Genomic DNA, 24,202 nt, shown 5'->3' with positions numbered 1-24,202 from the left:
CCGCGCGGGCGCCGCGCGCTGGCGGCGGGATTCCGGGCGGGCTGTTACATCTTTGTGGCAGGACGCCGCTTACATGCGGGTGCGCTCGCGCTTCTGCAGCCTGCTCTTGATGCGGTTGAGCTTGAGCGGCGACAGGTACTCGACAAAGACCTTGCCGCGCAGGTGATCGATCTCGTGCTGGATGCAGACCGCCAGCAGGTCGTCGGCTTCGAGCTCGAAGCTTTCGCCCTTCTCGTTGAGCGCGCGCACGCGCACCCGGTCGGGGCGCTCGACGCGGTCGTAGACCTCGGGCACCGACAGGCAGCCCTCTTCCCACACCTTGCGGTTGTCGCTGGCCCAGAGGATCTCCGGGTTGATAAAGACCTGGAGCTGGTCGCGCGTTTCCGAGACGTCGATCACCACCACCTGCTCGTGCACGTTGACTTGCGTGGCGGCCAGCCCGATGCCGGGCGCTTCATACATGGTTTCAGCCATGTCCTTCACCAGCTGGCGGATACGGTCGTCCACCGCCGCTACGGGTTTGGCAACGGTGTGCAGGCGGGGATCAGGGTAGGTCAGGATATCGAGTTTTGCCATGATGCTCAGGCGCAACGCCGGCTGCTGCCGGCAACCGGGCCGCGTTGCGGCGGCCGGTGTTTACATGCAGAATCGGGGCGCAAGTACAAAAATTCAAGGCGCGCCGCAACAGGCGCGCTCTCCCGGGTCAATCCGGCCGAACCACGGCCGGTCAGGAAAATGCGCGATCTTACCAAAGAACACCAGGCGGCGTCGGGCCGCAGGCTGCACGCGTTCACCCCTAAGTTTGCTTATGCGTTGTTGAGTGCCGCTGGCTTCACTGCCGCGGCCACGCTTCCGGCCCTGGCCGCGGACCTGACGGTCACGCCGGCACAGCAGGCCGAAGCTCAGCGCACGGCCCAACAGGGCATCCCCGTTTCAGACCTGGCTGCCAATGCGCCGTCGCAGTACACCGTGCGCATGGGTGACACGCTGTGGGGGATCTCGGGCCGCTTCCTGCGCCAGCCATGGCGCTGGCCTGAGCTATGGGGCATGAACCGGCAACAGATCCGCAACCCGCACCTGATCTATCCGGGACAGATCCTGTACCTGATCCAGCGCGACGGCCGCGCCTGGCTGTCGACCACGCCCGCCGGCAGCGGCACGGTGCGCCTGTCGCCGCAGGTGCGCGGCAACGCCGCCGACGGCGCCGCCATCCAGAGCATCGCGTCCTCCGATATCGAGCCCTTCCTGATCCGCCCGCTGGTGGTCGACCAGGACACGCTGGCCACCTCGGCGCGCATCGTCGCCGTGTCCGAGTCGCGCGTCATCCTTGGCCGCGACGACACCGGCTACGCGCGCGGCATCCCCGCCGACGCGCCGCAAGGCAGCGACTGGCAGGCCTACCGCCCGGTCACCCCGGTGCGCGACCCCGTCACCAATGCCGTGCTCGGCTACGAGGCCGAATACGAAGGCAACGTGCGCCTGGCGCGCGGTGCGCAGGGCCCGGATGCGGTCTCGACCATGCAGGTCACGCAGGCCAGGCAGGAGATGGGCGTGGGCACGCTGCTGATGCCGCAGCCCGCGCGCGAAGCGGTGCGCTATGTGCCGCACGCGCCCGATACGCAGTTCGACGGCCGTGTGGCCAAGGTCTATGGCGGGGTCGAGTTCGGCGGCGCCAGGCAGGTGGTGGTGCTCAACCTCGGCAGCCAGGCCGGAGTGGAGCCCGGGCACGTGCTGGCGCTGTCGCGCACCGGCGAGACCGTCGCCGACAAGACCGACAGCAACCGCGCCATCCGCCTGCCCGACGAGCGCTACGGCCTGGCCTTTGTCTTCCGCGTGTTCCCGGGGGTGTCGTATGCGCTGGTCACCGACGCCTCCAACGTGATCGCGGTCGGCGACCGGGCGACCTCGCCGCGCTGAGCCGGTCTTGGCGACATCGCAGGCGGCCCCGGCGGCCGCCGCTTCCCTTTGCCATGCCGGCACTGCCCGGCAGGTCACCACGCGCGATCCCGACGAGCTGAAGGCGTGGCTGCAGCTCGCCTGTGCGCCTGGGGTCGGCCCGGTCACGGTGCGCCTGCTGCTGGCCGCATTCGGGTTGCCGCAGCAGATCCTGGCGCAGAGCGTGGCAGCGCTGTCTTCCGTCGTCCCCAAGAAACACGCGCACGCGGTGCTGGCCAGGCCCGGCACCGGGCTGCCGGCACTGGTCGAACGCACCCTCGCCTGGCTCGGCACACCCGGCAACCACGTGGTCACGTTCGGCGACGACGCCTACCCTGCCCGCCTGCTCGACCTGCCGGATCCGCCGCCGCTGCTATATATCAAAGGCGATCCCGCGCTGCTGGCGCGTCCCGCGGTGGCCATCGTCGGCGCGCGCGGTGCCACCGAGCAGGGCAAGCGCGATGCGCAGGCCTTCGGGCGGGCGCTGTCGGAGTCGGGGCTGGCGGTGGTTTCGGGGCTGGCGCTGGGCGTCGATGCCGCCGCCCATGCCGGCGGGTTGCAGGGCTGCGGCGGTACCGTCGCTGTTACGGGTACGGGGGCCGACCGGGTCTATCCGGCCGAGAACCTGGCGCTGGCGCACGAAGTGGCCGCGCGCGGCGCCATCGTCACCGAATTCCCGCTCGGCATGCAGGGCCTGCCCGCCAACTTCCCGCGCCGCAACCGCATCATCGCGGCCCTGGCGCGCGGGGTGCTGGTGGTGGAGGCCGCAGCGCGCTCGGGCTCGCTGATCACCGCACGGCTGGCGGCCGAGCTGGGGCGCGAGGTATTTGCGGTCCCGGGCTCGATCCACGCGCCGCTGTCAGCAGGCTGCCACCTGCTGATCCGCCAGGGCGCGAAGCTGGTGGAGAGCGTGGAGGACGTGCTGGAAGAGATCAACCTGCTGCCGGCACCTGCCCGCCCTGCTGCCAGGCGCGTTCCCGCGGCCGCGCCGGAGCAACCGGATCTTTCTGACTTTGCTGGCCACGCCGACCCCCTGCTGGCCGCTCTCGGCTACGATCCGGTTACGCTGGATGCGCTGTGCGAGCGCAGCGGCCAGCCGCCGGAAGTCGCCGCGGCGCGCCTGCTGGAACTGGAACTGGCCGGGCACGCCGAGCGTCTACCGGGAAACCTGTTCCGGCGGCTTGGGTGAGCCGCGGCGCAATACCGATACAATCGCCGGCAGCCCGCGTGCCGCGGGCGCCTCATGTTTCCGATGCCATGACCGTTTACTTTCCAGAACGTGACGCCGGCGCCATTGCCGAGTGCCTGGCGGCGCGGCCGCAGGGCCGCCTGGTGGCCTGCCTGTGCGCGCAGTGGTGCGGCACGTGCCGGGACTATCTGGCGGCGCTGACCGCGCTGGCCGCGCGCCATCCGGAGGATTGCTTCGTCTGGATCGACATCGAGACGCATGCGGATGCGCTTGGCGATATCGATATTGAGAATTTCCCGACGCTGCTGGTGCAGCCTGCGTCGGGTGGCACGCCCCAGTTCTATGGCACCCTGCTGCCGCACATCGAGGTGCTGGAACGCATGCTGAGCCGCGGTGCGGCGATGCCGGCGAGCGCCGAAGACGTGCCGCAGGTGCTGGACTGGTTGCTTGCCGGGGGGAGCAGCGCCGCCTAGGCGGCGCCAAGGGCGGCGGCGGAGCTTGCTTGCACCGCCGTTGAAACCGCGCTTATTATTGGCGCCTCATAGCCCCCCGGCGTTCTGATTACTTCGTTTGTAGTGCAATTCGCGGGTTGCCGGATGCAGCTCGCAAGGACCCTTCCCATGTCAAAAGCCCTCATCATCGCGGAAAAACCGTCGGTCGCGGCGGATATCGCCCGTGCCCTCGGGGGGTTTACCAAGCACGACGAGTATTTCGAGAGCGACGACTACGTGCTGTCCTCCGCCGTCGGCCACCTGGTCGAGATCGCCGCGCCGGACGATTACGAGGTCAAGCGCGGCAAGTGGAGCTTCGCCAACCTGCCGGTGATCCCGCCGCATTTCGACCTGCGCCCGATCGCCAAGACCGAGTCGCGCCTGAAGGTGCTGAACCGGCTGATCAAGCGCAAGGATGTCACCGCCCTGATCAACGCCTGTGACGCGGGGCGCGAAGGCGAACTGATCTTCCGGCTGATCGCGCAACAGGCCAAGGCCAAGCAGCCGGTGCGCCGGCTGTGGCTGCAGTCGATGACGCAGCAGGCGATCCGCGATGGCTTCGCCAGCCTGCGCGAAGACGAAGACATGCTGCCGCTGGCCGACGCCGCGCGCTGCCGGTCGGAGGCCGACTGGCTGGTCGGCATCAACGGCACCCGCGCCATGACCGCCTTCAACAGCAAGGGCGGCGGCTTCTTCCTGACCACCGTGGGCCGCGTGCAGACGCCGACGCTGTCGATCGTGGTGGAGCGTGAAGAGAAGATCAAGCACTTCGTGCCGCGCGACTACTGGGAAGTGCGGGCCGAGTTCATCGCCGCCGCCGGCCTGTACGAAGGCCGCTGGTACGACCCCAAGTTCAAGAAGAGCGAGTTCGATCCCGAGGCGCGCGAATCGCGCCTGTGGAGCGAGGCCGAGGCCAAGAGCATCGTTGCCGCCTGCCGCGACAAGCCGGGCACCGTCACCGAGGAATCCAAGCCGTCGACGCAGCAGTCGCCGGCGCTGTTCGACCTGACCACGCTGCAGCGCGAGGCCAACTCGCGCTTCGGCTTCTCGGCCAAGAACACGCTGGGCCTGGCGCAGGCCCTGTATGAAAAGCACAAGGTCCTGACCTACCCGCGTACCGATGCGCGCGCGCTGCCCGAGGACTACCTGGACACGGTCAAGCAGACCATGGACATGCTGGCCGACAGTTCGCCCAACTACCTGCCGCACGCCAAGAAGATCCTGGCGCAGGGCTGGGTCAAGCCGAACAAGAAGATCTTCGACAACAGCAAGATCAGCGACCACTTCGCCATCATCCCGACGCTGCAGGCGCCCAAGAACCTGTCCGAGCCAGAGCAGAAGCTGTACGACCTGGTGGTGCGCCGCTTCCTGGCGGTGTTCTTCCCGGCGGCCGAGTTCCAGGTCACCACCCGCATCACGGAAGTCGCCGGCCACCACTTCAAGACCGAAGGCAAGGTGCTGGTCAACCCGGGCTGGCTGGTGATCTACGGCCGCGAGGCGCAGGGCGACAAGGATGCCGCCAACCTGGTGCCGGTGGCCAAGGACGAAAAGGTCAAGACCGACAAGGTCGAGAGCGTCGGCCTGACCACCAAGCCGCCCGCACGCTACAACGAAGCCACGCTGCTGTCGGCCATGGAAGGCGCCGGCAAGCTGGTGGACGACGACGCGCTGCGCGAAGCCATGGCCGGCAAGGGCCTGGGCACGCCGGCGACGCGCGCGGCCATCATCGAAGGCCTGCTGACGGAAAAATACCTCGTGCGCGAAGGCCGCGAGCTGATCCCGACGGCCAAGGCGTTCCAGCTGATGACGCTGTTGCGCGGCCTGGGCGTGCTGGAACTGACGCAGGCCGAGCTGACCGGCGAATGGGAGCACAAGCTCTCGCAGATCGAGCGCGGGCGCATGAAGCGCGACGAGTTCATGCTTGAGATCGCGCAGATGACGCAGCAGATCGTCAAGCGCGCCAAGGAATACGACAGCGACACCATCCCGGGCGACTACGCCACGCTGGACACGCCGTGCCCGCAATGCGGCGGGCAGGTCAAGGAGAACTACCGCCGCTTTGCCTGCACCGCGTGCGAGTTCTCGATCAGCAAGATCCCGGGCGGGCGCCAGTTCGAGATCGAAGAGGTCGAGGAGCTGCTGCTGAAGAAGGAAATCGGTCCGCTGCAGGGCTTCCGCAGCAAGATGGGCCGTCCGTTCGCCGCCATCCTCAAGCTGGGCAAGGACGACGAAGGCCATTACAAGATGGAATTCGACTTCGGCCAGAATGACGACGACAACGACGGCGAACCGGTCGACTTCAGCGGCCAGGAGCCGGTGGGTTCCTGCCCGAAGTGCGGCGGCTCGGTGTTCGAGCACGGCATGAAGTACGTCTGCGAGAACAGCACGACCAGCCCCAAGAGCTGCGACTTCACCACCGGCAAGATCATCCTGCAGCAGGAAATCAGCCGCGAGCAGATCGGCAAGCTGCTCACCGACGGCAAGACCGACCTGCTGACGGGGTTCAAGTCGTCGCGCACCGGCCGCAACTTCAAGGCCTTCCTGGTCAAGCAGCCGGACGGCAAGATCGGCTTCGAGTTCGAGGCGCGCGAGCCCAAGGCGGGCGCCAAGACGGCGGCGAAGAGCACGGCCAAGGCGGCATCGAATGGCGCGGCCGAGGCGGCGCCGGCAACCAAGACGGCAGCGAAGACCGCGGCCAAGACGCCAGCCACCAAGGCGCCGGCAAAGAAGGCGGCGGCCAAGAAGGCCCCCGCCAAGACCGCCGCGGCCAAGAAGTCGCGCGCGGCGGCCGCCGGCGAGTAAGCGTCAGCGCGTCACGGCAAAACGCCCGGCATTGCCGGGCGTTTTGCTTTGGGTGGCTCAGCCAGGCAGCCGCTCAGGTGCGCATGGCTTGCGCGCCGTGGCTGGCGGCTGGCGCCGGCAGCGCTTCCTTGCCCCGTACCTGCCCTTCTTCGAGCAGGAAGTCGATAAAGGCGCGCACCTTGGTCGGCAAAAACTTGCGGCTCGGGTAGACCACGCTGACATCGCGCCGCGGCAGCTGGTATTGCGGCAGCACGTGCACCAGCTTGCCGGATTCGATATTGGGACGCGCCAGGTAGGACGACAGCATGGCCACGCCCATGTCGGCCAGCGCCGCCTGGTGGGCCAGTTCGGCATTGCTGCACAGCAGCCCGGGGCGGATCGGCACGGTCACCTCGCCTTCCGGGCCCAGCAGCGTCCATTCGTGCTCGGCGCTGGGCAGGCGCATGGCGATGCAGCGATGGTTGCTTAGTTCATGGGCATGGCGGATCGGCGCGTGCGCCGCCACGTAGCCCGGCGACGCGCACAGGATCACTTCGGCCGACAGCAGCGGGCGCGCCACCAGGTGCGAGCCCAGGCCCAGGTCGGACAGCATCACGGCGACGTCGCGGCCTTCTTCGACGATATCGACGTTGCGGTCCGACAGGATCACGTCGAACACCACGTCCGGATACAGCTGCTGGAACCGTGCCAGCAATTCCGGCAGCAGGTGCAGGCCGAACATCACCGGGGTGACCAGCCGCAGCGTGCCGGACAGCGACTGGCTGCGCGCCGTGACCACGCTTTCGGCTTCTTCCACGTCTTCCAGGATCTGCTGGCAGCGCTGCAGGTAGGTTTCGCCGGCGTCGGTCAGCGACAGGCTGCGGGTGGTGCGGTTGAGCAGGCGCGTGCCCAGATGGCTTTCCAGGTCGGCCACGTAGCGCGTCACCACTGCGTTGGACATTTCCAGCTGCTGCGCTGCACGCGCGAAGCTTCCCAGTTCCACCACCTTGGAAAACACACGCATCGATTGCAGGCGATCCATGACACAGTCTCCCGATTCTGCGCTGAATTCTTACGTAATCAGCCTATTTTATTGTTCGAATCAAAACTAATCATTGTGGATCCTGATATTTATTGATATGAGGGAAATGCCTAATATCTAGCCATCGGATGCCGCAACGCAACATAGTCTTTCGTCGAAGTGACGGCTCAGGCATCCATGCAATAGAGAAAGCCTGAATCATGAAAACCAACCGCTACGCCCTGATCGCTGTCGCCACCCTCGCCGCCGCACTGTCGGCCGCACCGGCCTTTGCCAAGAACGGCAAGTTCGATGTGTTCACCGACGGCGCCAAGGTAGCCAAGTTCGATCCGTACACCGACGGTGCCCGCGCCGGCAAGTTCGACACGTTCGCCGAAGGCGCCCGCGCCGGCAAGTTCGATACGTACGCCGAAGGCGCCAAGTACGACACCACTACCGATCGCGCGCCGCTGTAAGGCCGCCTGGCCGCCTCAGGCCCGCCTCCCTGGGCGGCCTGGCAGCGCGATCCCGGGGCCGCTTCCTCCCCTTGTGCGGCCCCGCCTGCTTCAAACCTGGTCTCCACAGGTCCTTGGGGGAGCGCCTCGCAGCCTCTCCGCCTTTATTGGAGAAGAAGCCCGCACCGGTTCCGGTTGCGGGCTTCTTTGTTTCTGCATCCGGCGGGTTTGCAACCACTGGCGAATGATTATGCCAGACGCCGCAAATGAAAAACGGGCCATGACGGCCCGTTTTGCTGACCCCGCTTCGACTTAGTCGTCGTAGTGGTGGCGGTGATGCTTGTGCTTCTTGCGCTTGTAGTTGCTGTTGTAATAGCGGCGGTCATTGTCGTACGAGTTGCTGCGCGAGACGTTGCCGCCCAGCGCCGCACCCGCGCCGCCGCCCAGGCCGGCGCCGATCAGGCCACCGGTGCGGCCGCCCATGGCGTTGCCAGCTGCGGTGCCGGCACCGCCGCCCAGCGCGCCGCCGATGATGGCACCGGTGCGCTCGCGGCGGTTGGAGGTCACTGCGCCACCGGCGCCGCCGCCCACTGCACCACCGATCACTGCGCCGGTGCTGCCGCCCAGCGCGCCGCCCACTGCGGCACCGGCGACGCCGCCGAGTGCGCCGCCCAGGGCGTTGTTCATGTCGCTCGCGACGGCCGGCAGCGCGCAGGCCGCCAGGGCGAGGGCAATGGTCAGGTTGCGAACGGGATGGCGAGTCATATCTTTTTTCCTCGAATTGCCATGATGTGTCGCAAGTGTAGAGAAGGAGCCGCACCCTTGCTGTAACCACCTGTAAAGCCCTGTAACCCGCTACAGAAACGGTATCCGTGCATTACAAAAGCGGGGTAAAAACGCAACACTTGATAAAAAGACAGGCGATCATGTGATCGCCTGTCTGCTTTGTATGCCGCCGGCCCGCAGGACGGCAGCGTTCAGCGTGTGCTCAGCAGCACTTGCCCTGCCCGCCGCCGTAGCGTGCCTCCTGGCGCTCGCGGAAGAATTCCTCGTAGCTCATCGGTTCGCGGTCCGGGTGGGTGCTTTCCATGTGCGCGACATAGGTCTGGTAGTCAGGCAGGCCGACCATCAGCCGCAGCGACTGCCCAAGGTAGCGTCCCATGGTTCCGAGTTGTTCCAGCATGGCGGGCTCCTGTGATCCCTGGGTTACTGGGCCGAGGCGCCCGAAGGCAGCGCCTCGAACGGCGTTTCCTTGGCCGTCGGGCGGGCGGCGGCGCGTGCCTGCATCGCGGTCTTGAAGCCGTAGAACACGATCGACAGCACCACCAGCATGAACAGCGCGCACAGGCCGGCGTCCAGATAGTCGTTGAAGACGATGCGGTGCATCTGCTCCATCGACTTGGCCGGGGCCAGCACCTTGCCTTCGGCGATGGCGGCGCTGAACTTGGCGGCGTGGGTCAGGAAGCTGACCTTGGGGTCGGCGTGGAACAGCTTCTGCCAGCCGGCGGTCAGCGTGCAGATCAGCAGCCAGACGGTCGGCACCAGCGTGACCCAGGCGTACTGGCCGCGCTTCATCTTGACCAGCACGCAGGTGCCCAGCACCAGCGCCACCGCGGCCAGCATCTGGTTGGAGATGCCGAACAGCGGCCACAGCGTGTTGATGCCGCCCAGCGGATCGACCACGCCCTGGTACAGGAAGTAGCCCCAGGCCGCCACGCACAGCGCGGTGGCGGTCAGGTTGGCGACCAGCGAATCGGTCTTGCGCATCGACGGGATAAAGCTGCCCAGCAGGTCCTGCAGCATGAAGCGGCCGGCGCGGGTGCCCGCGTCGACGGCGGTCAGGATGAAGAGCGCCTCGAACAGGATGGCAAAGTGGTACCAGAACGCCATCATGGCCTGGCCGCCCACCACCTGGTGCAGGATGTGGGCGATGCCCACCGCCAGCGTGGGCGCGCCGCCGGCGCGCGAGAGAATGGTGTTCTCGCCGACGTCCTTGGCGGTCTGCACCAGCACGTCCGGCGTGATCACGAAGCCCCAGGTCGACACGGCTTGTGCCACCGCTTCCGGCGTGGTGCCGATCACGGCGGCCGGGCTGTTCATGGCGAAGTACACGCCGGGCTCGATCACCGAGGCGGCCACCAGCGCCATGATGGCGACGAAGGACTCGGCCAGCATCGCGCCGTAGCCGATAAAGCGCGCGTGCGATTCATTCTCCAGCAGCTTGGGCGTGGTGCCCGACGAGATCAGCGCGTGGAAGCCCGACACCGCGCCGCAGGCGATGGTGATGAACAGGAACGGGAACAGGTTGCCCGACCACACCGGCCCGCCGCCCTTGGCGAACTGCGTGAAGGCCGGCATCTTCAGCTCCGGCGCGACGATCAGGATGCCGATGGCCAGCGCGATGATGGTGCCGATCTTCAGGAAGGTCGACAGGTAGTCGCGCGGCGCCAGCAGCAGCCACACCGGCAGCACGGCGGCGATAAAGCCGTAGATGATCAGCATCCAGGTCAGCGCCTTGCCGTCGTACGTGAACAGCGGCGCCAGCGTGGCGCTCTCGTGCACGTACTGGCCGCCGATGATGGCGAGCATCAGCAGCACGAAGCCGATCACCGATACCTCGCCGATGCGGCCCGGGCGGATGTAGCGGGTATAGATGCCCATGAACAGCGCGATCGGGATCGTCACCGCCACGGTGAACGTGCCCCACGGCGAGTCGGCCAGCGCCTTCACCACGATCAGCGCCAGCACCGCCAGGATGATGACCATGATCATGAAGCAGCCGAACAGCGCGATCATGCCCGGGATCGTGCCCATCTCGGACTTGACCAGGTCGCCCAGCGAGCGGCCGTCGCGGCGCGTGGAGATGAACAGCACCATGAAGTCCTGCACCGCGCCGGCGAACACCACGCCGGCAAGCAGCCACAGCATGCCCGGCATATAGCCCATCTGCGCGGCCAGCACCGGGCCGACCAGCGGTCCGGCGCCGGCAATCGCCGCGAAGTGGTGGCCGAACAGCACCGCCTTGTTGGTCGGCACGTAGTCCAGGCCGTCGTTATGGCGCCAGGCGGGCGTCATGCGTTTGGGATCGAGCTGCATCACCTTGTCGGCGATAAAGCGGCTGTAGTAGCGGTAGGCGATCAGGTAGATGCAGAGCGCGGCAACCACGATCCACAGCGCGCTGACGGCCTCGCCGCGCGCCAGCGCGACAGTGCCGAAGGCAAACGCGCCAAGGACGGCGACAGCCAGCCACACCAGGTGTTCTCCGATGCGATTCATAGTGAAGGTCTCCTCAGACCGGGATTTCTTGGATAGCCTGCGGCGGCGAAGGACGGGGAACGGCGAACAGCGGTGGCATGCGCCAAAGCGTGCAGCTGCGGTGAATCCGGCGGTGAGGGCGTCTCCTGGGATCTGCTGCTGCGCGCCCGGTTTGTCGTCGTTTCCGGATCTCGTCTTGCAGGCAGGCGATGCACCGTCCAGGGGTGTCCGGTGCACCAACTGCGTCGACACGCGCGCCCTGCTGGGGCGGTGGCGTGTCCGGCGTGTAGTATTGACACCCGCCAAACCCCGCACAAGCGCGTAACTACGCAGCACTTCTGCGTAGAACTACGCAAATCGACGGTGGCATGCCGCCTGCGCGGCATCGGTGTTTACCCCCGGTCCCCCTCACTTGTATGAAACTCCGCCAGAAGATCCTGTTGCTCGCCGTGGCGCCGCTGGCGGTGGCCATGCTCGGCATCGCACTTGCCGTGCGCTACCAGGCCACCCAGCTCGCGCAGCATGAACGCGCACTGGTCGAAGCCGCCTACCTACAGAGCAAGGAAATGGAGCTGCGCCACTACGTAGAACTGGCGCAGAGCGCGATCGCGCCGCTGGTGCGTTCCGGGCACAGCGATGCCGACACCCGGCGGGCGGCGATGGAGGCACTTGCGCGCCTGGACTACGGCCCCGACGGCTACTTCTTCCTGTACGACCTGCAGGGCCGCAACCTGATGCACCCGCGCCAGCCCGAACTGGTCGGCCAGGACCTGTGGACGCTGCGCGATCCGCAGGGCGCGCTGACCATCCAGCAGCTGATCGCCGCGGCCAAGGGCGGTGGCGGCGCAGTGCGCTACCTGTGGAGAAAGCCCTCGACGCAGCAGCTGGCGCCCAAGCTTGGCTATGTGGTGGCGGTGCCCGAATGGGGCTGGATGGTCGGCACCGGCATCTACCTGGATGACGTGGAAAGCACGCTGCGCCAGCTCGACGCCCGTGCCGAGACCGATATCCGCGCGACCATGGCCTGGATCGGCGTGATCGCCGGCATCAGCATCCTGCTGGTCGCCGCCAGCGGCCTGGCGCTGAACGTCAGCGAGCACCGCGAGGCCGACGCCAAGCTGCGCCAGCTGGCGCAGCGCGTGGTGCAGTCACAGGAAGAAGAGCGCGCCCGGCTCTCGCGCGAGCTGCACGATGGCATCAGCCAGTTGCTGGTGTCGGTCAAGCTGGTGCTGGAAACCGCCACCAACCGCCTGCGCCTGGCCCCGGCCGACGGCGCCGCGGTGGCGCCGGTGCTGGGCATGGCGCTGAACCGGCTCGATACCGTCTTCAATGAAGTGCGCCGCGTGGCGCGCAACCTGCGCCCCGCCCTGCTCGACGACCTGGGCCTGTACGCCGCGCTGCAGCACCTGGCGCGCGAGATGCAGGGCGGCAGCGCGCTGGAGATTGCGGTGACCCAGAGCGGCGCTCCGCGTGAACTGCCCGACGAGCAGGCCACGGCGCTGTTCCGCATCGCCCAGGAAGCCTTGACCAACGTCGAGCGCCATGCCGGCGCGCGCCGGGTCGCGGTGGCGCTGGCCTTTGATGCCGATGCCACGCGCCTCACCGTGCGCGACGATGGGCATGGCTTCGACGTGGCGCGCATGCAGGAGGACCCGCAGCGCGGCATCGGCCTGCGCAACCTGCGCGAGCGCATCGCCGCGCTGTGCGGGCAGTTCGACATCGCTTCGGGCATGGGCGGCACCCAGCTGGTCGCTTCACTGCCGCTGGCCAGGCCTGCGGCCATTGCGCACGATCCCGTTTCAGCAGGACCCTCGCCGTCATGACCCAGTCTTTTGCCGATTCCATGGAAGTACCCGCCCGCGTATTGCTGATCGACGACCACGCGCTGGTGCGCGACGGCATGCGCATGCACCTGGCGCTGCAGCCCGGCTTGCGCGTGGTGGGCGAAGCTGACGACGGCGAAGCCGCGCTGGCGTGGCTGGACCGCGCCGGTGCCGCCGAGCTGCCCGACCTGGTCATCACCGATATCGGCATGCGCGGCATGGGCGGCATTGCCCTGGCCGCGGCGCTGCACGACCGCTATCCGGAGCTGGCGGTGCTGATCGTGTCGATGCACGACAACCTGGAGTATGTGCGCCAGGCGGTGCGCGCCGGCGCGCGCGGCTATGTGCTCAAGGACGCGCCTGCCGACGAGCTGATGGCGGCGATCCAGTCCGTGCTGGCCGGACGGGTCTTCTACAGCGCCCGCATTGCACGCGGCATGGCCGAGCAGAGCCCTGCCGCAGGGCCGCTCGATGCGCTGACGCCGCGCGAGCGCGACATCCTGCGCGGCATCGGGCGTGGCCTGGCCAACAAGGAGATTGCGGCGCAACTGGGGGTGTCGGTGCGCACGGTGGAGACGCACCGGCTGAACCTGAAGCGCAAACTGGGGATCGAGGGGCGGGCGGGGTTGGTGAAGTATGCGGTGGAGACGTTGGGGGAGAGCGAGGGGGGATAAAAAAACGCCCGTCTCAGCAGAGACGGGCGTCTTTATCGCGAGCTGCGCGAACCGTGGCGATCAGCCGTCCAGCCGCTTGCCCAACGCCGCCCGCGCTTCCGCCAGCGCCTGCGGCAGCCGATGCTGCAGCTTGGTGAACAGCTCGTCATGCAGCGCCAGCTCCTGCTGCCACGCATCGCGATCGATCGAAGTCACCTGCGTGAACTGCGCCGGCGTGAAGTCCACGCCATTCCAGTTCAGGTCCTCGTAGCGCGGGGTGGTGCCGAACACGTGCTCGGCGCCCTGCCCCTTGCCTTCCACGCGGTCGATCATCCACGACAGCACGCGCATGTTCTCGCCAAAGCCCGGCCACACGAAGTTGCCGTCGGCGTCCTTGCGGAACCAGTTGACGCAGTAGATCTTCGGCAGCTTCGCGCCCGCGGCTTCCAGCTTCTGGCCGAGTTCCAGCCAGTGGCCGAAGTAGTCGCTCATGTTGTAGCCGCAGAACGGCAGCATGGCGAACGGGTCGCGGCGCACCACGCCCTGCTGGCCGGCGGCCGCGGCGGTGGTTTCCGAACCCATGGTGGCGGCCATGTAGACGCCTTCGGTCCAGTTGCGGGCCTCGGTAACCAGCGGCACGGTGGTCGAGCGGCGGCCGCCGAAGATGAACGCATCAATGGGTACGCCGGCCGGGTTGTCCCAGTTCTGGTCGATCGACGGGCACTGCGACGCCGGCGCGGTGAAGCGGGCGTTCGGGTGCGCGGCCTTGGCGCCGGTGGCGCGGGCGATTTCCGGGGTCCAGTCCTGGCCCTGCCAGTCGACCAGGTGCGCGGGCGCTTCCTTGGTCATGCCTTCCCACCACACGTCGCCGTCGTCGGTCAGCGCCACGTTGGTGAAGATGACGTTTTCCTTGAGCGTCGCCATCGCGTTGAAGTTGGTCTTCTCGCTGGTGCCCGGGGCCACGCCGAAGTAGCCGGCTTCCGGGTTGATGGCGTACAGGCGGCCGTCCTGGCCCGGCTTGATCCAGGCGATGTCGTCGCCGATGGTGGTGACCTGCCAGCCCTCGAAACCCTTGGGCGGGATCAGCATGGCGAAGTTGGTCTTGCCGCAGGCCGACGGGAAGGCCGCTGCCACGTGGTACTTCCTGCCCTCGGGCGAGGTCACGCCCAGGATCAGCATGTGCTCGGCCAGCCAGCCTTCATCGCGGCCCATGGTCGAGGCAATGCGCAGCGCGAAGCACTTCTTGCCCAACAGCGCGTTGCCGCCGTAGCCCGAGCCGAATGACCAGATCTCGCGCGTTTCCGGGAAATGGACGATGTACTTGGTCGGGTTGCACGGCCAGGCCACGTCCTGCTCGCCGGCGGCCAGCGGCTTGCCCACGGTGTGCACGCACGGCACGAACTCGCCGTTGGTGCCCAGGACCTCGTACACCGCGCGGCCCATGCGCGTCATGATGCGCATATTGACCGCCACGTACGGCGAATCGGACAGTTCCACGCCAATATGCGCGATCGGCGAGCCCAGCGGGCCCATCGAGAACGGCACCACGTACAGCGTGCGGCCGCGCATGCAGCCCTCGAACAGGCCGTTCAGCGTCTGGCGCATCTCGGCCGGTTCGGTCCAGTTGTTGGTGGGGCCGGCGTCTTCCTGTTTTTCGGAGCAGATGAAGGTGCGATCTTCTACCCGCGCCACGTCCGAAGGGTCCGACAGCGCCAGGAAGGAATTCTTGCGCTTGGCCGGGTTCAGCCGCTTCATGGTGCCGGCGGCGACCATCTGCTCGCACAGGCGGTCATATTCTTCCTGCGAGCCGTCGCACCAATAGACATTGTCGGGCTTGGTCAGGGCGGCGATTTCCGCGACCCAGGCCACCAGCTTGGGGTGCTTGACCCAGGCCGGCGCATTGACGGGCGCCGTACCTTGCATCGTGGGGTGGTTCATACTGCAGACTCCAGATTCGTAATGGGAAGGAAGGGAAGGAATCCTTGCAAAGCCTGGCCAGCGGGCAGATGGGGCCGTCACGCGCCCGGAGTGATGTCACACTCGGATCGACACATCCCGTTACAACTCCGCGGCGGCCCCGTTTATGCAAAAGGTCGCGGCGGTCCCTGCGGCTGCGCTACAGTTGCGCTTCGCGCGCGCAGGGGTGGCTGCGCGTGCTGGCCGGACTTTGTCCGTGTGCGATCGCATGGCGGGAGCAAGGCTCGACCGACAATCCGCGGCGGCACCGGAACGGGCAAGGATACCACTGGCGCACCCCCCTGTTTTTTGCTCTGCAACAATCGCCGCCACCAGCCGGCGCGGGGTTTTTCGATATTTCTCAACAATACTGTTGGCCGGCGCGCAGCTCGGTGGCGGCGCGCACCAACCGGCACAAGACCGTTAGACAACCAGAGTTGCCGATGAAGATTGCCGTACTCGACGATTACCAGGATGCCGTGCGCAAGCTGCCTTGCTTCAGCTTGCTGGAGGGGCACGACGTCAAGGTGTTCAACAACACCGTCAAGGGCGTGGGCCAGCTGGCCGCACGCCTGTCAGACGTCGAAGCCGTGGTGCTGATCCGCGAACGCACCCGCATCACCCGGCAACTGCTGGAAAAACTGCCAAAACTCAAGCTCATCAGCCAGACCGGCCGGGTCGGCGCCGGCCCCGGCAGCCATATCGACCTGGACGCCTGCACCGACCGCGGCGTGGCCGTGCTGGAGGGCGTGGGTTCGCCGGTGGCGCCGGCCGAGCTGACCTGGGCGCTGATCATGGCCGCCCAGCGCCGCATCCCCCAGTATGTCGCCAGCCTGAAGCACGGCGCATGGCAGCAGTCGGGGCTGAAATCGACGACGATGCCGCCCAATTTCGGCCTGGGCCAGGTGCTGCGCGGCCAGACCCTGGGGATCTGGGGCTATGGCAAGATCGGCCGGCTGCTGGCTGGCTACGGCCGCGCCTTTGGCATGAAGGTGCTGGTCTGGGGCCGCGAGGCGTCGCTGGAAGGCGCCCGTGCCGACGGGCTGGGCGTGGCCGAATCGAAGGAGCAGTTGTTTGCCGACAGTGATGTGCTGTCGATGCACCTGCGCCTGAACGACGACACCCGTGGCATCGTCAAGCTGACCGACCTGACGCGGATGAAGCCCACGGCGCTGTTCGTCAACACCAGCCGTGCCGAACTGCTGGAAGAGAATGCGATGGTCACCGCGCTGAACCGGGGCCGCCCGGGCATGGCGGCGATCGACGTGTTCGAGTCCGAGCCGATCCTGCAGGGCCACGCGCTGCTGCGCATGGAAAACTGCATCTGCACGCCGCACCTGGGCTATGTGGAGCGCGACAGCTACGAGCTGTACTTCCGCACCGCGTTCCAGAACATCCTGGACGTGCTGGCCGGCAACCATGACTGCATCGTCAACCCGAAGGCGCTGGCGCCGGTGCTGACGCGCTGAGTCACCAGCGGCCGGATTGCCTCCGGACAGCCCGCCCTGACACCCCTGTTCCGCCATGCGGGGCAGGGGTGTTTCACATCTGGCGGGGCATTTCCTCTGGGAAACGCGAATTCCACGAAACCGCTACACTCCGGACTTCCCTTACCGCCCGGCCTGCCACGGCCCGCGGCATCCCAGACAACAACAAGGCGCCCTCCTGCGCCAATCCCTATTCCCAAGGCCGGCATGGACCCCAGGCTAGTGACGCTCTGCGTCGGCAATTTCGTCATTGGCACCGGTGCGATGATCGTTACCGGCATGTTGAACGACATTGCCGCCGATTTCGGGCTGGGCGCGGCCAGCGCCGGGCAGCTGATCTCGGTGTTTGCGCTGGCCACCTGCATCGGCGCACCGCTGTTTGCCACGCTGGGCTCGCGCATTGACCGCCGGCTGCTGCTGGCCGGGTCGCTGCTGGTCTATGGGGTGATGCACCTGGCCGCCGCGTTTGCGCCCAGCTTTGCGGCGCTGATGGCGATCCGCTTCCTGACCGCGATCGGCGCGGCCATCTATACGCCCCAGACCGCCGCCACGCTGCCGCTGCTGGTCAACGCGCAGACGCGCGGGCGCGCCATCAGCTTCGTGTTTCTTGGCTGGAGCATCGCCAGCGTGGTGGGCGTGCCGCTGGGCACGTGGATTTCCAGCACCCTGGGCTGGCGCGTCAGCATGGCGCTGGTCGGTGCCCTGGCGCTGCTGGTGTCGGCGGCGGTCTGGCGCGCGCTGCCGCGCGGGCTGACCGTGCCGCCGGCCGGGCGCGAGGCCTGGGGCGCGGTGCTGCGCCACAAGCCGATCATGCTGGTGGTGCTGACCACCATGATCTCGTCGGCGGGCATGTTCACCGTGTTTACCTATATCGCCCCGCTGATGCGCGACGTGTACGGCATCAGCGGCGGCGCGCTCAGCCTGATGTTCCTGGCCTACGGCGCCTGCGGCGTGTTCGGCAATGCCATGGCGGCGTCGCGCATGGACCGGGTCACGCCCAGCCGGATCGTGCAGGTCACGCTGCTGACCTCGATCACGGCCATGGTGCTGTGGCCGCTGGCCGGGCTGGGCAGCGTGGCGCTGGTGCTGCTGTTCATGCTGTGGGGCGTGGGCGGGTTTGCCACCAACAGCGCGCAGCAGGCGCGGCTGGTGCTGCTGGCGCCGGAGCGGGCATCGGTGTCGATCTCGCTGAATTCTTCGTCGATCTACCTGGGCCAGGCGGCCGGCGCCATGGCCGGGGCTGCCATCTATACGCTGGCCGGCGCCGATACGCTGCACTGGGGCGCGGCGGCGCTGATGCTGGTGGCGCTGGCGGTATCGCAACGCGCCCGGGCGCTGGGCTGCCAGTGGCGGCGGCCGCAGGCGGCGCAGCAGGTGTGATGCAAGGCTGAAACCCGAGCCGGCTCCCCGCCGCCGGGTTCCTTGTGAGGGACCGCACCAAGCACTTGTCCACAGGGTTATCCGCCCCGTTATCCTCAGGCATATCCGCAGCTTATCCACAGCCCTTTCCACAACCGGAAGCACAACCACGAAGCGGGGGCGCACGTGAGCGAATCCAGACCTCGGCCGGGCCTTGCGCGTGTGCTGGCGGTCAGCATGGCCAAGGCCATCCCGCTGGTGGTCGCCGGGGCGGGCACCGAGGCGGTGGTGCTGTCGGGCATTCGCAAGCACCCTGTCAGCACCCTGCTGCACCCGTTGCGGGTACAGGTGCAGCCGCTGGGCCTGGCCGGCGACGAACAGGGCGACCTGACCGTGCACGGCGGCCTGGACAAGGCGGTCTACGCCTATCCCTTCGAGCACTACCCGTGGTGGAACGCGCGCCGCCGCGCCTGCGGGCAGCCCGAGTCAGGCCCACCGTTGCCGTTTGGCGCCATCGGCGAGAACCTGACCCTGGAGGGGCTGCTTGAATCCCAACTCTGGATCGGTGACCTCGTGCGCGTGGGCACGGCCCTGCTGCGGGTGGAGTCGCCGCGCAAGCCCTGCTACAAGTTCAACGCCGCGCTGGGCTACCGCCACGCGGTGCGCGACATGATCCAGAGCGGCTACTCCGGGGTCTACCTCAGCGTGGTGCTGAAGGGAGAAGTGCGCGCTGGCGATGTCGTGATTGTGCAGGCCGGGCCACGCGAACTGTCGGTGGACAGCGTCAATCAGTGGCGCCGCGATGGCCGGCGGCAGCTTTTCTGATAATGTTTGTCTAACCATACAAGCGCCCCGCTAAACACATCTCCGGCTTCCCCTGTGGCCCGGACGGCGTTTGCCGGCGCCGGGCATTACCAGACCCTTGCAACCCTGTAACGGACTGTAATACGCGGCGCTGGCTCCGGCGGGCGAAGCGCGGTATCAGTAGAGTCTTTGCGCGACACGCACCGGCAACATCTGGACACAACCAGCCGGGCGATCACGGGGAGTGGCGCGAAGACGCGGTGCAGAGGGTCCACACAATATGAAATCTGAAAGGATCGACCAGCCCAAGGGCTTCGTCGACAGCAACTGGAGGGCGGCCACCGGAACCGGGCGTGGCCGCGTATCGCCGTGGGCGGTAGTGGCCGTGCTGCTGGTCATTGCCGGCCTGGGCTGGTTTGCCTGGCGTACCTGGTTTGCGCCCAAGCCGGCGCCCAAGGCGCCGGCAGCCGTGGTGGTGTCCACCGCGCGCGTGCAGCAGGGCGACGTGCCGCTGCAGGTCAAGGCCAACGGCAATGTCACCGCGCTGTCCACCGTCGAGGTGCGCCCGCAGGTGTCCAGTACCGTGCGCACCGTCCATATCAAGGAAGGCCAGACGGTCAAGCCGGGCGACCTGCTGTTCTCGCTCGATACCCGCATGGACGAGGCCAACCTGGCCAAGGCGCAGGCCCAGCTGCTGAAGGACCAGGCCGACCTGGCCGATGCCCGCCGCACCCTGGCGCGCAGCCAGGATCTGCTGGAGCGCAACTTCATCTCTAAGAGCGCGGTCGACACCGCGCAGGCCAAGGTGGACGGCTTCGCTGCCACCGTGCGCGCCGACCAGGCCGCCATCGAAGCCAGCCGCGTGGCGATCAGCTACGGCGCGATCCGCGCCACCATCAGCGGGCGCACCGGCGTGATCAACGTTTTCCCGGGCTCGCTGGTGATGCCCGGCAGCACCGTGCCGATGGTCACCGTCGCCCAGGTCCAGCCAATCGCCGTAACCTTCACCCTGCCGGAGCGGCAGCTGGGCGCGCTGCGCGAGGCGCTGCACGCCGGCCCGGTGCAGGTCACCGCGCTGCCCAACGACGGCAGCAAGACGCCGGTGACCGGCAGGATCACCTTTGTGGATAACACCGTCGATCCGCAGTACGGCACCATCCGCGTCAAGGCGCAGTTCGACAATGAAGAGCAGCGGCTGTGGCCGGGCACCTATGCCAACGTCAACGCCGTGGTGCAGACCCTGAAGGGCGCGCTGTCGGTGCCGCCGCAGGCGGTGGTGACCGGCCCGGAAGGCCGCTTTGTCTATGTGGTCCAGCCCGACAGCAAGGTCGCGCGCGTGCCGGTGCAGGTGGTGACCACCACTGCCGCCGCCGCCGTGGTCGAGGGCGTGCAGCCCGGCGCCCGCGTGGTGGTGGAGGGCACGCAGAACCTGCGCCCCGGCACGCTGGTGCGCGAGGCCCCGGCCGCCGGTGCCTCGGCCGCCGCCGCCCGCCCGGCCGCCGCCACCGCGGGGCACTGAGCCATGACGCTGTCTGAACTCTGCATCCGCCGTCCGGTGATGACGGTGCTGCTGTGCCTGGCCGTGGTGGTCACCGGCATCGTGCTGTACCCGACCATCCCCATTGCCGCGCTGCCCAGCTTTAATTCGCCGGTGATCCAGGTCACCGCGACCCTGCCCGGGGCCAGCCCCGAGACCATGGCGGCATCGGTCGCCACGCAGCTGGAAAAGCAGTTTGCGACGATCCCGGGCGTGTCGGTGATCAGCTCGTCGAACACGCTCGGCAACTCCAGCATCACCATCGAATTCAACAACGACCGCGATATCGACGACGCGGCCGTCGACGTGCAGGCGGCGCTGTTCCGCGCGCAGCGCTCGCTGCCGATCGAGATGACGGTGCCGCCGTCGTACCGCAAGGTCAACCCGGCCGATGCGCCGGTGCTGCTGCTGGCGATCAACTCGCCGGCGATGAGCCTGGCGGACCTGAACGCCTTTGGCGACAACCTGATCTCGCCCACGCTGGCCACGCTGCCGGGGGTGGCGCAGGTGCAGATCTTCGGGCAGAAGCGTTTTGCGGTGCGGGTGCGCGCGCACCCGGATGCGCTGGCCGCGCGCGGGCTGACGCTGGACGAGCTGGCCACGGCGCTGAACCGCGCCAACACCAACACGCCGGTGGGCACGCTCGACAGCGCGCGCCAGACCCTGACCATCCAGGCCAACCGGCAGCTGACCAGCGCCGACGCCTTCCGCAACATCATCGTCGCCAGCCAGCCCAACGGCGCGCTGGTGCGGCTCTCTGACGTGGCCGAGATCGAGGACAGCGTCGAGACCATCAAGACCGGCAGCTGGCTCAACAACGAGCGCTCGATCGTGCTGGCGGTGCTGCGCCAGCCCGACGCCAACACCGTGGCGGTGGTCGATGCCATCAAGGCCGCCCTGCCCCGCCTGATCGCGCAGATGCCGGGCTCGGTCAACGTCGCGGTGGTCAACGACCGCTCGAACTCGATCCGCGAATCGATCCACGACGTGCAGTTCACGCTGGCGCTGACGGTGGCGCTGGTGGTGATGGTGATCTTCCTGTTCCTGCGCCGCGCCGCGGCCACGCTGATCCCCGCGGTGTCGCTGCCGATCTCGCTGATCGGCACGGTGGCGCTGATGAAGGCCTTCGGCTACAGCCTGGACAACGTCTCGCTGCTGGCCATCACGCTGGCGGTGGGCCTGGTGGTGGACGACGCCATCGTCATGCTCGAGAACATCGTGCGCCATATCGAGGAGGGCGTGGCGCCGCTGAAGGCCGCGCTGGTGGGTTCGCGCGAGATGGGCTTCACCATCCTGTCGATCTCGATCTCGCTGGTGGCGGTGTTTATCCCGATCTTCTTCATGCCGGGCGTGATCGGCCTGTTGTTCCATGAGTTCGCCGCGGTGGTGTCGCTGGCGATCCTGGTGTCGGCGCTGGTGTCGCTGACGCTGATCCCGATGCTGTGTGCACGCTTCCTGTCGGCCGAGAACGTGCCGGTGGATGAATCGCACCACGCCTACGGCGACCACGCGCCCGGCCAGCCCGCCATCGTGCAGAAGCAAACGCTGGGCATGCGCTCGACGCAGTGGTTCGAGAACCTGTTCGAGTTCACGCTGCACCGCTATGCGCGCGGGCTGGACTGGTGCCTGGCGCACCGCCACACCGTGCTGGCGGTCGCGGGCCTGACCTTCGTGCTGACCGCGGTGCTGTTCGTGACCATCCCCAAGGGCTTCTTCCCTGAAGAGGACATCGGCCAGATCCGCGTCAACGCCGAAGGCCCGCAGGACATCTCCTTCGACGCCATGGCAGAACGCCTGCGCGACGCCGCCGAGCGCATGCGCGCCAACCCCGCGGTCAAGAGCATCGTGGTGGCCATCGGCGGCGGCCCGTCGCCGGCCATCAACACCGGGCGCATGTTTGTCGAACTGAAGCCGCGTGGCGAACGCGAGGCCATGCCCAAGGTGATCGAGTCGCTGCGGCGCGATGTTGCCGGGGTGCCGGGCCTGGCGGTGTACTTTGCGCCGGTGCAGAACCTGCAGCTGGGCGGGCGCCAGAGCAAGAGCCGCTACCAGTACACGCTGCAGAGCGTGAAGGCCGGCCAGCTGCAGGACTCCTCCGACCAGTTGATGGCGAAGATGCGCACCGACCCGATCTTCCGCGACGTCACCAGCGATTCGCAGCAGTCCGGGCTGGAGGCGCACCTGTCGATCGACCGCGACAAGGCCAATGCGCTGGGCGTTCAGATGCAGGACGTGCGCACCGCGCTGTACTCGGCCTTCGGCGAGCGGCAGGTGTCGACCATCTACACGCCGATCGACAACTACTACGTGATCCTGCAGGCGGCCGATATCGACCGCGTCGACGAGACCGCGTTCTCCAAGCTCTATGTGCGCAGCAAGACCGGCCAGATGGTGCCGATCTCCGCCTTTGCCACCACCGAGCGCCGGGTCGGGCCGATCGCCGTCAACCACCAGGGGCAGCTGCCTTCGGTGACGGTGTCGTTCAACCTGGCGCCGGGCGCGGCGCTGGGCGATGCTTCGGCGCGCATCGACCGCTACCGGCAGGAGATCGCCATGCCCAGCTCGATCTTCACCAGCTGGGGCGGCGACGCGGCGGTGTTCCAGTCGTCGCAGGCCACGCAGATCGTGCTGCTGGTGGCGGCCATCGCGGTGATCTATACGCTGCTGGGCGTGCTGTATGAAAGCTATATCCACCCGCTGACCATCCTGGCGGGCTTGCCCTCGGCAGCGGTGGGCGCGTTGCTGACGCTGTTCCTCTTCAACGTGGAGCTGTCGCTGATCGCAGTGATCGGCGTGCTGATGCTGATCGGCATCGTCAAGAAGAACGCCATCATGATGATCGACTTCGCGCTGGCCGCGCAGCGTGAACAGGGCATGCCGCCGGCCAAGGCGATCCGGCAGGCGTGCCTGCTGCGCTTCCGGCCGATCATGATGACGACCTTCGCCGCGGTGATGGGCGCGCTGCCGCTGGCGCTGGGCCTTGGCGCGGGTGCCGAGTTGCGCCAGCCGCTGGGGCTGGCGGTGGTTGGCGGCCTGTTGTTCTCGCAGGTGATCACGCTGTTCATCACGCCGGTGATCTACCTGGCGCTGGACCGGTTCTCCGGGACGGGGCCGTTGCAGATCGACTCTGAAGGCAACAAGCTGCCGGACAAGGCGCCGGGCGAGACGGTGCACCAGCACTGAGGCACCGGCAGACAAGAGGAGGCCGCAGCATTGCTGCGGCCTCTTTGTTTTTGAGGCGCCGGCCAGGGTCAGACATTAGCGACATGTAGCGCCGTCGCCACATGACATGCCCACTCGATATAAGTGCTTTACGAACCAGATTTAAATGATAATAATTCTCGTTAACTAAAAACGGCGTCACCCGCGACACCTCGTTTTCGCGGGCAGCGCCTTCACGCAAGCCAGCCATCCCGTTCAGGTTTTTGCCAGCCAGCGCGTCCGTTTTCTTCTGGG

The 24,202-nt window shown here is 67.3% G+C and carries 18 protein-coding genes; 12 read left to right on the top strand and 6 right to left on the bottom strand.

What is annotated here, in order from left to right:
• Positions 1–69: 69 nt before the first annotated feature.
• A complete protein-coding gene (gene def / locus ACW4E8_RS30995; RefSeq protein WP_114135476.1) occupies positions 70–576 on the bottom strand; it encodes a peptide deformylase in 507 nt (168 codons plus the stop codon).
• 159 nt (positions 577–735) lie between these two features.
• On the opposite strand from def, the gene ACW4E8_RS30990 reads away from it, so the two are divergent.
• The 4 genes from ACW4E8_RS30990 (at position 736) to ACW4E8_RS30975 (ending at position 6,417) form a co-directional block, all read left to right on the top strand.
• The gene (locus ACW4E8_RS30990; RefSeq protein WP_456808014.1) at positions 736–1,917 is read left to right on the top strand and encodes a LysM peptidoglycan-binding domain-containing protein; all 1,182 of its coding nucleotides are present in this window, start codon (positions 736–738) and stop codon (positions 1,915–1,917) included.
• A gap of 7 nt (positions 1,918–1,924) precedes the next feature.
• A complete protein-coding gene (dprA, locus tag ACW4E8_RS30985) occupies positions 1,925–3,124 on the top strand; it encodes a DNA-processing protein DprA (protein WP_456808013.1) in 1,200 nt (399 codons plus the stop codon).
• Positions 3,125–3,192: 68 nt separating this feature from the next.
• A complete protein-coding gene (locus ACW4E8_RS30980; protein ID WP_456808012.1) occupies positions 3,193–3,597 on the top strand; it encodes a thioredoxin domain-containing protein in 405 nt (134 codons plus the stop codon).
• A gap of 147 nt (positions 3,598–3,744) precedes the next feature.
• Positions 3,745–6,417 carry a DNA topoisomerase III gene (locus ACW4E8_RS30975; RefSeq protein ID WP_456808011.1) on the top strand — a complete coding sequence of 891 codons (2,673 nt, stop codon included), beginning with the start codon at positions 3,745–3,747 and terminating at the stop codon, positions 6,415–6,417.
• A gap of 73 nt (positions 6,418–6,490) precedes the next feature.
• Here the strand turns inward: ACW4E8_RS30975 and ACW4E8_RS30970 are convergent, their stop codons facing one another.
• Entirely contained in the window at positions 6,491–7,438 is a 948-nt protein-coding gene (locus ACW4E8_RS30970; protein ID WP_456808010.1) for a LysR family transcriptional regulator, read from the bottom strand.
• Between the two features lie 200 nt (positions 7,439–7,638).
• On the opposite strand from ACW4E8_RS30970, the gene ACW4E8_RS30965 reads away from it, so the two are divergent.
• Positions 7,639–7,893 (top strand): hypothetical protein, encoded by a 255-nt coding sequence (locus tag ACW4E8_RS30965; protein WP_456808009.1) that lies wholly within the window; start codon positions 7,639–7,641, stop codon positions 7,891–7,893.
• A gap of 291 nt (positions 7,894–8,184) precedes the next feature.
• On the opposite strand, the gene ACW4E8_RS30960 is transcribed toward ACW4E8_RS30965, so the two are convergent.
• The 3 genes from ACW4E8_RS30960 to ACW4E8_RS30950 form a co-directional block, all read right to left on the bottom strand.
• On the bottom strand, positions 8,185–8,637 hold the full coding sequence (locus tag ACW4E8_RS30960; RefSeq protein ID WP_456808008.1) for a hypothetical protein: 453 nt from the start codon (positions 8,635–8,637) through the stop codon (positions 8,185–8,187).
• A gap of 223 nt (positions 8,638–8,860) precedes the next feature.
• Positions 8,861–9,055 (bottom strand): YbdD/YjiX family protein, encoded by a 195-nt coding sequence (locus ACW4E8_RS30955; RefSeq protein WP_010811333.1) that lies wholly within the window; start codon positions 9,053–9,055, stop codon positions 8,861–8,863.
• 23 nt (positions 9,056–9,078) lie between these two features.
• Positions 9,079–11,148 carry a carbon starvation CstA family protein gene (locus ACW4E8_RS30950; protein WP_456808007.1) on the bottom strand — a complete coding sequence of 690 codons (2,070 nt, stop codon included), beginning with the start codon at positions 11,146–11,148 and terminating at the stop codon, positions 9,079–9,081.
• A 395-nt stretch (positions 11,149–11,543) separates the two neighbouring features.
• Between ACW4E8_RS30950 and ACW4E8_RS30945 the strand changes: the two genes are divergently transcribed.
• Both ACW4E8_RS30945 and ACW4E8_RS30940 read left to right on the top strand, forming a co-directional pair.
• Positions 11,544–12,950 (top strand): cache domain-containing protein, encoded by a 1,407-nt coding sequence (locus tag ACW4E8_RS30945; RefSeq protein ID WP_456808006.1) that lies wholly within the window; start codon positions 11,544–11,546, stop codon positions 12,948–12,950.
• On the top strand, positions 12,947–13,624 hold the full coding sequence (locus ACW4E8_RS30940) for a response regulator (protein ID WP_456808005.1): 678 nt from the start codon (positions 12,947–12,949) through the stop codon (positions 13,622–13,624). The genes ACW4E8_RS30945 and ACW4E8_RS30940 overlap by 4 nt, the downstream gene beginning before the upstream one ends.
• A gap of 60 nt (positions 13,625–13,684) precedes the next feature.
• Here ACW4E8_RS30940 and ACW4E8_RS30935 read toward each other — a convergent pair whose 3' ends face one another.
• On the bottom strand, positions 13,685–15,541 hold the full coding sequence (locus ACW4E8_RS30935) for a phosphoenolpyruvate carboxykinase (GTP) (RefSeq protein ID WP_456808004.1): 1,857 nt from the start codon (positions 15,539–15,541) through the stop codon (positions 13,685–13,687).
• Positions 15,542–16,002: 461 nt separating this feature from the next.
• Here ACW4E8_RS30935 and ACW4E8_RS30930 point away from each other — a divergent pair, with 461 nt between their 5' ends.
• From ACW4E8_RS30930 to ACW4E8_RS30910, 5 genes are all read left to right on the top strand, one after another.
• The gene (locus ACW4E8_RS30930; protein ID WP_456808003.1) at positions 16,003–17,028 is read left to right on the top strand and encodes a D-2-hydroxyacid dehydrogenase family protein; all 1,026 of its coding nucleotides are present in this window, start codon (positions 16,003–16,005) and stop codon (positions 17,026–17,028) included.
• A gap of 225 nt (positions 17,029–17,253) precedes the next feature.
• A complete protein-coding gene (locus ACW4E8_RS30925; protein ID WP_456808002.1) occupies positions 17,254–18,426 on the top strand; it encodes an MFS transporter in 1,173 nt (390 codons plus the stop codon).
• A 165-nt stretch (positions 18,427–18,591) separates the two neighbouring features.
• A complete protein-coding gene (locus ACW4E8_RS30920) occupies positions 18,592–19,230 on the top strand; it encodes an MOSC domain-containing protein (protein ID WP_456808001.1) in 639 nt (212 codons plus the stop codon).
• Between the two features lie 259 nt (positions 19,231–19,489).
• On the top strand, positions 19,490–20,728 hold the full coding sequence (locus tag ACW4E8_RS30915) for an efflux RND transporter periplasmic adaptor subunit (protein ID WP_456808000.1): 1,239 nt from the start codon (positions 19,490–19,492) through the stop codon (positions 20,726–20,728).
• Between the two features lie 3 nt (positions 20,729–20,731).
• The gene (locus tag ACW4E8_RS30910) at positions 20,732–23,929 is read left to right on the top strand and encodes an efflux RND transporter permease subunit (protein ID WP_456807999.1); all 3,198 of its coding nucleotides are present in this window, start codon (positions 20,732–20,734) and stop codon (positions 23,927–23,929) included.
• Positions 23,930–24,202 lie beyond the last annotated feature (273 nt).

The sequence above is a fragment of the Cupriavidus sp. CP313 genome (assembly GCF_054072015.1).
The sequence above is the reverse complement of the archived record's forward strand: the minus strand, read 5'-3'. Positions and strand labels throughout refer to the sequence as shown.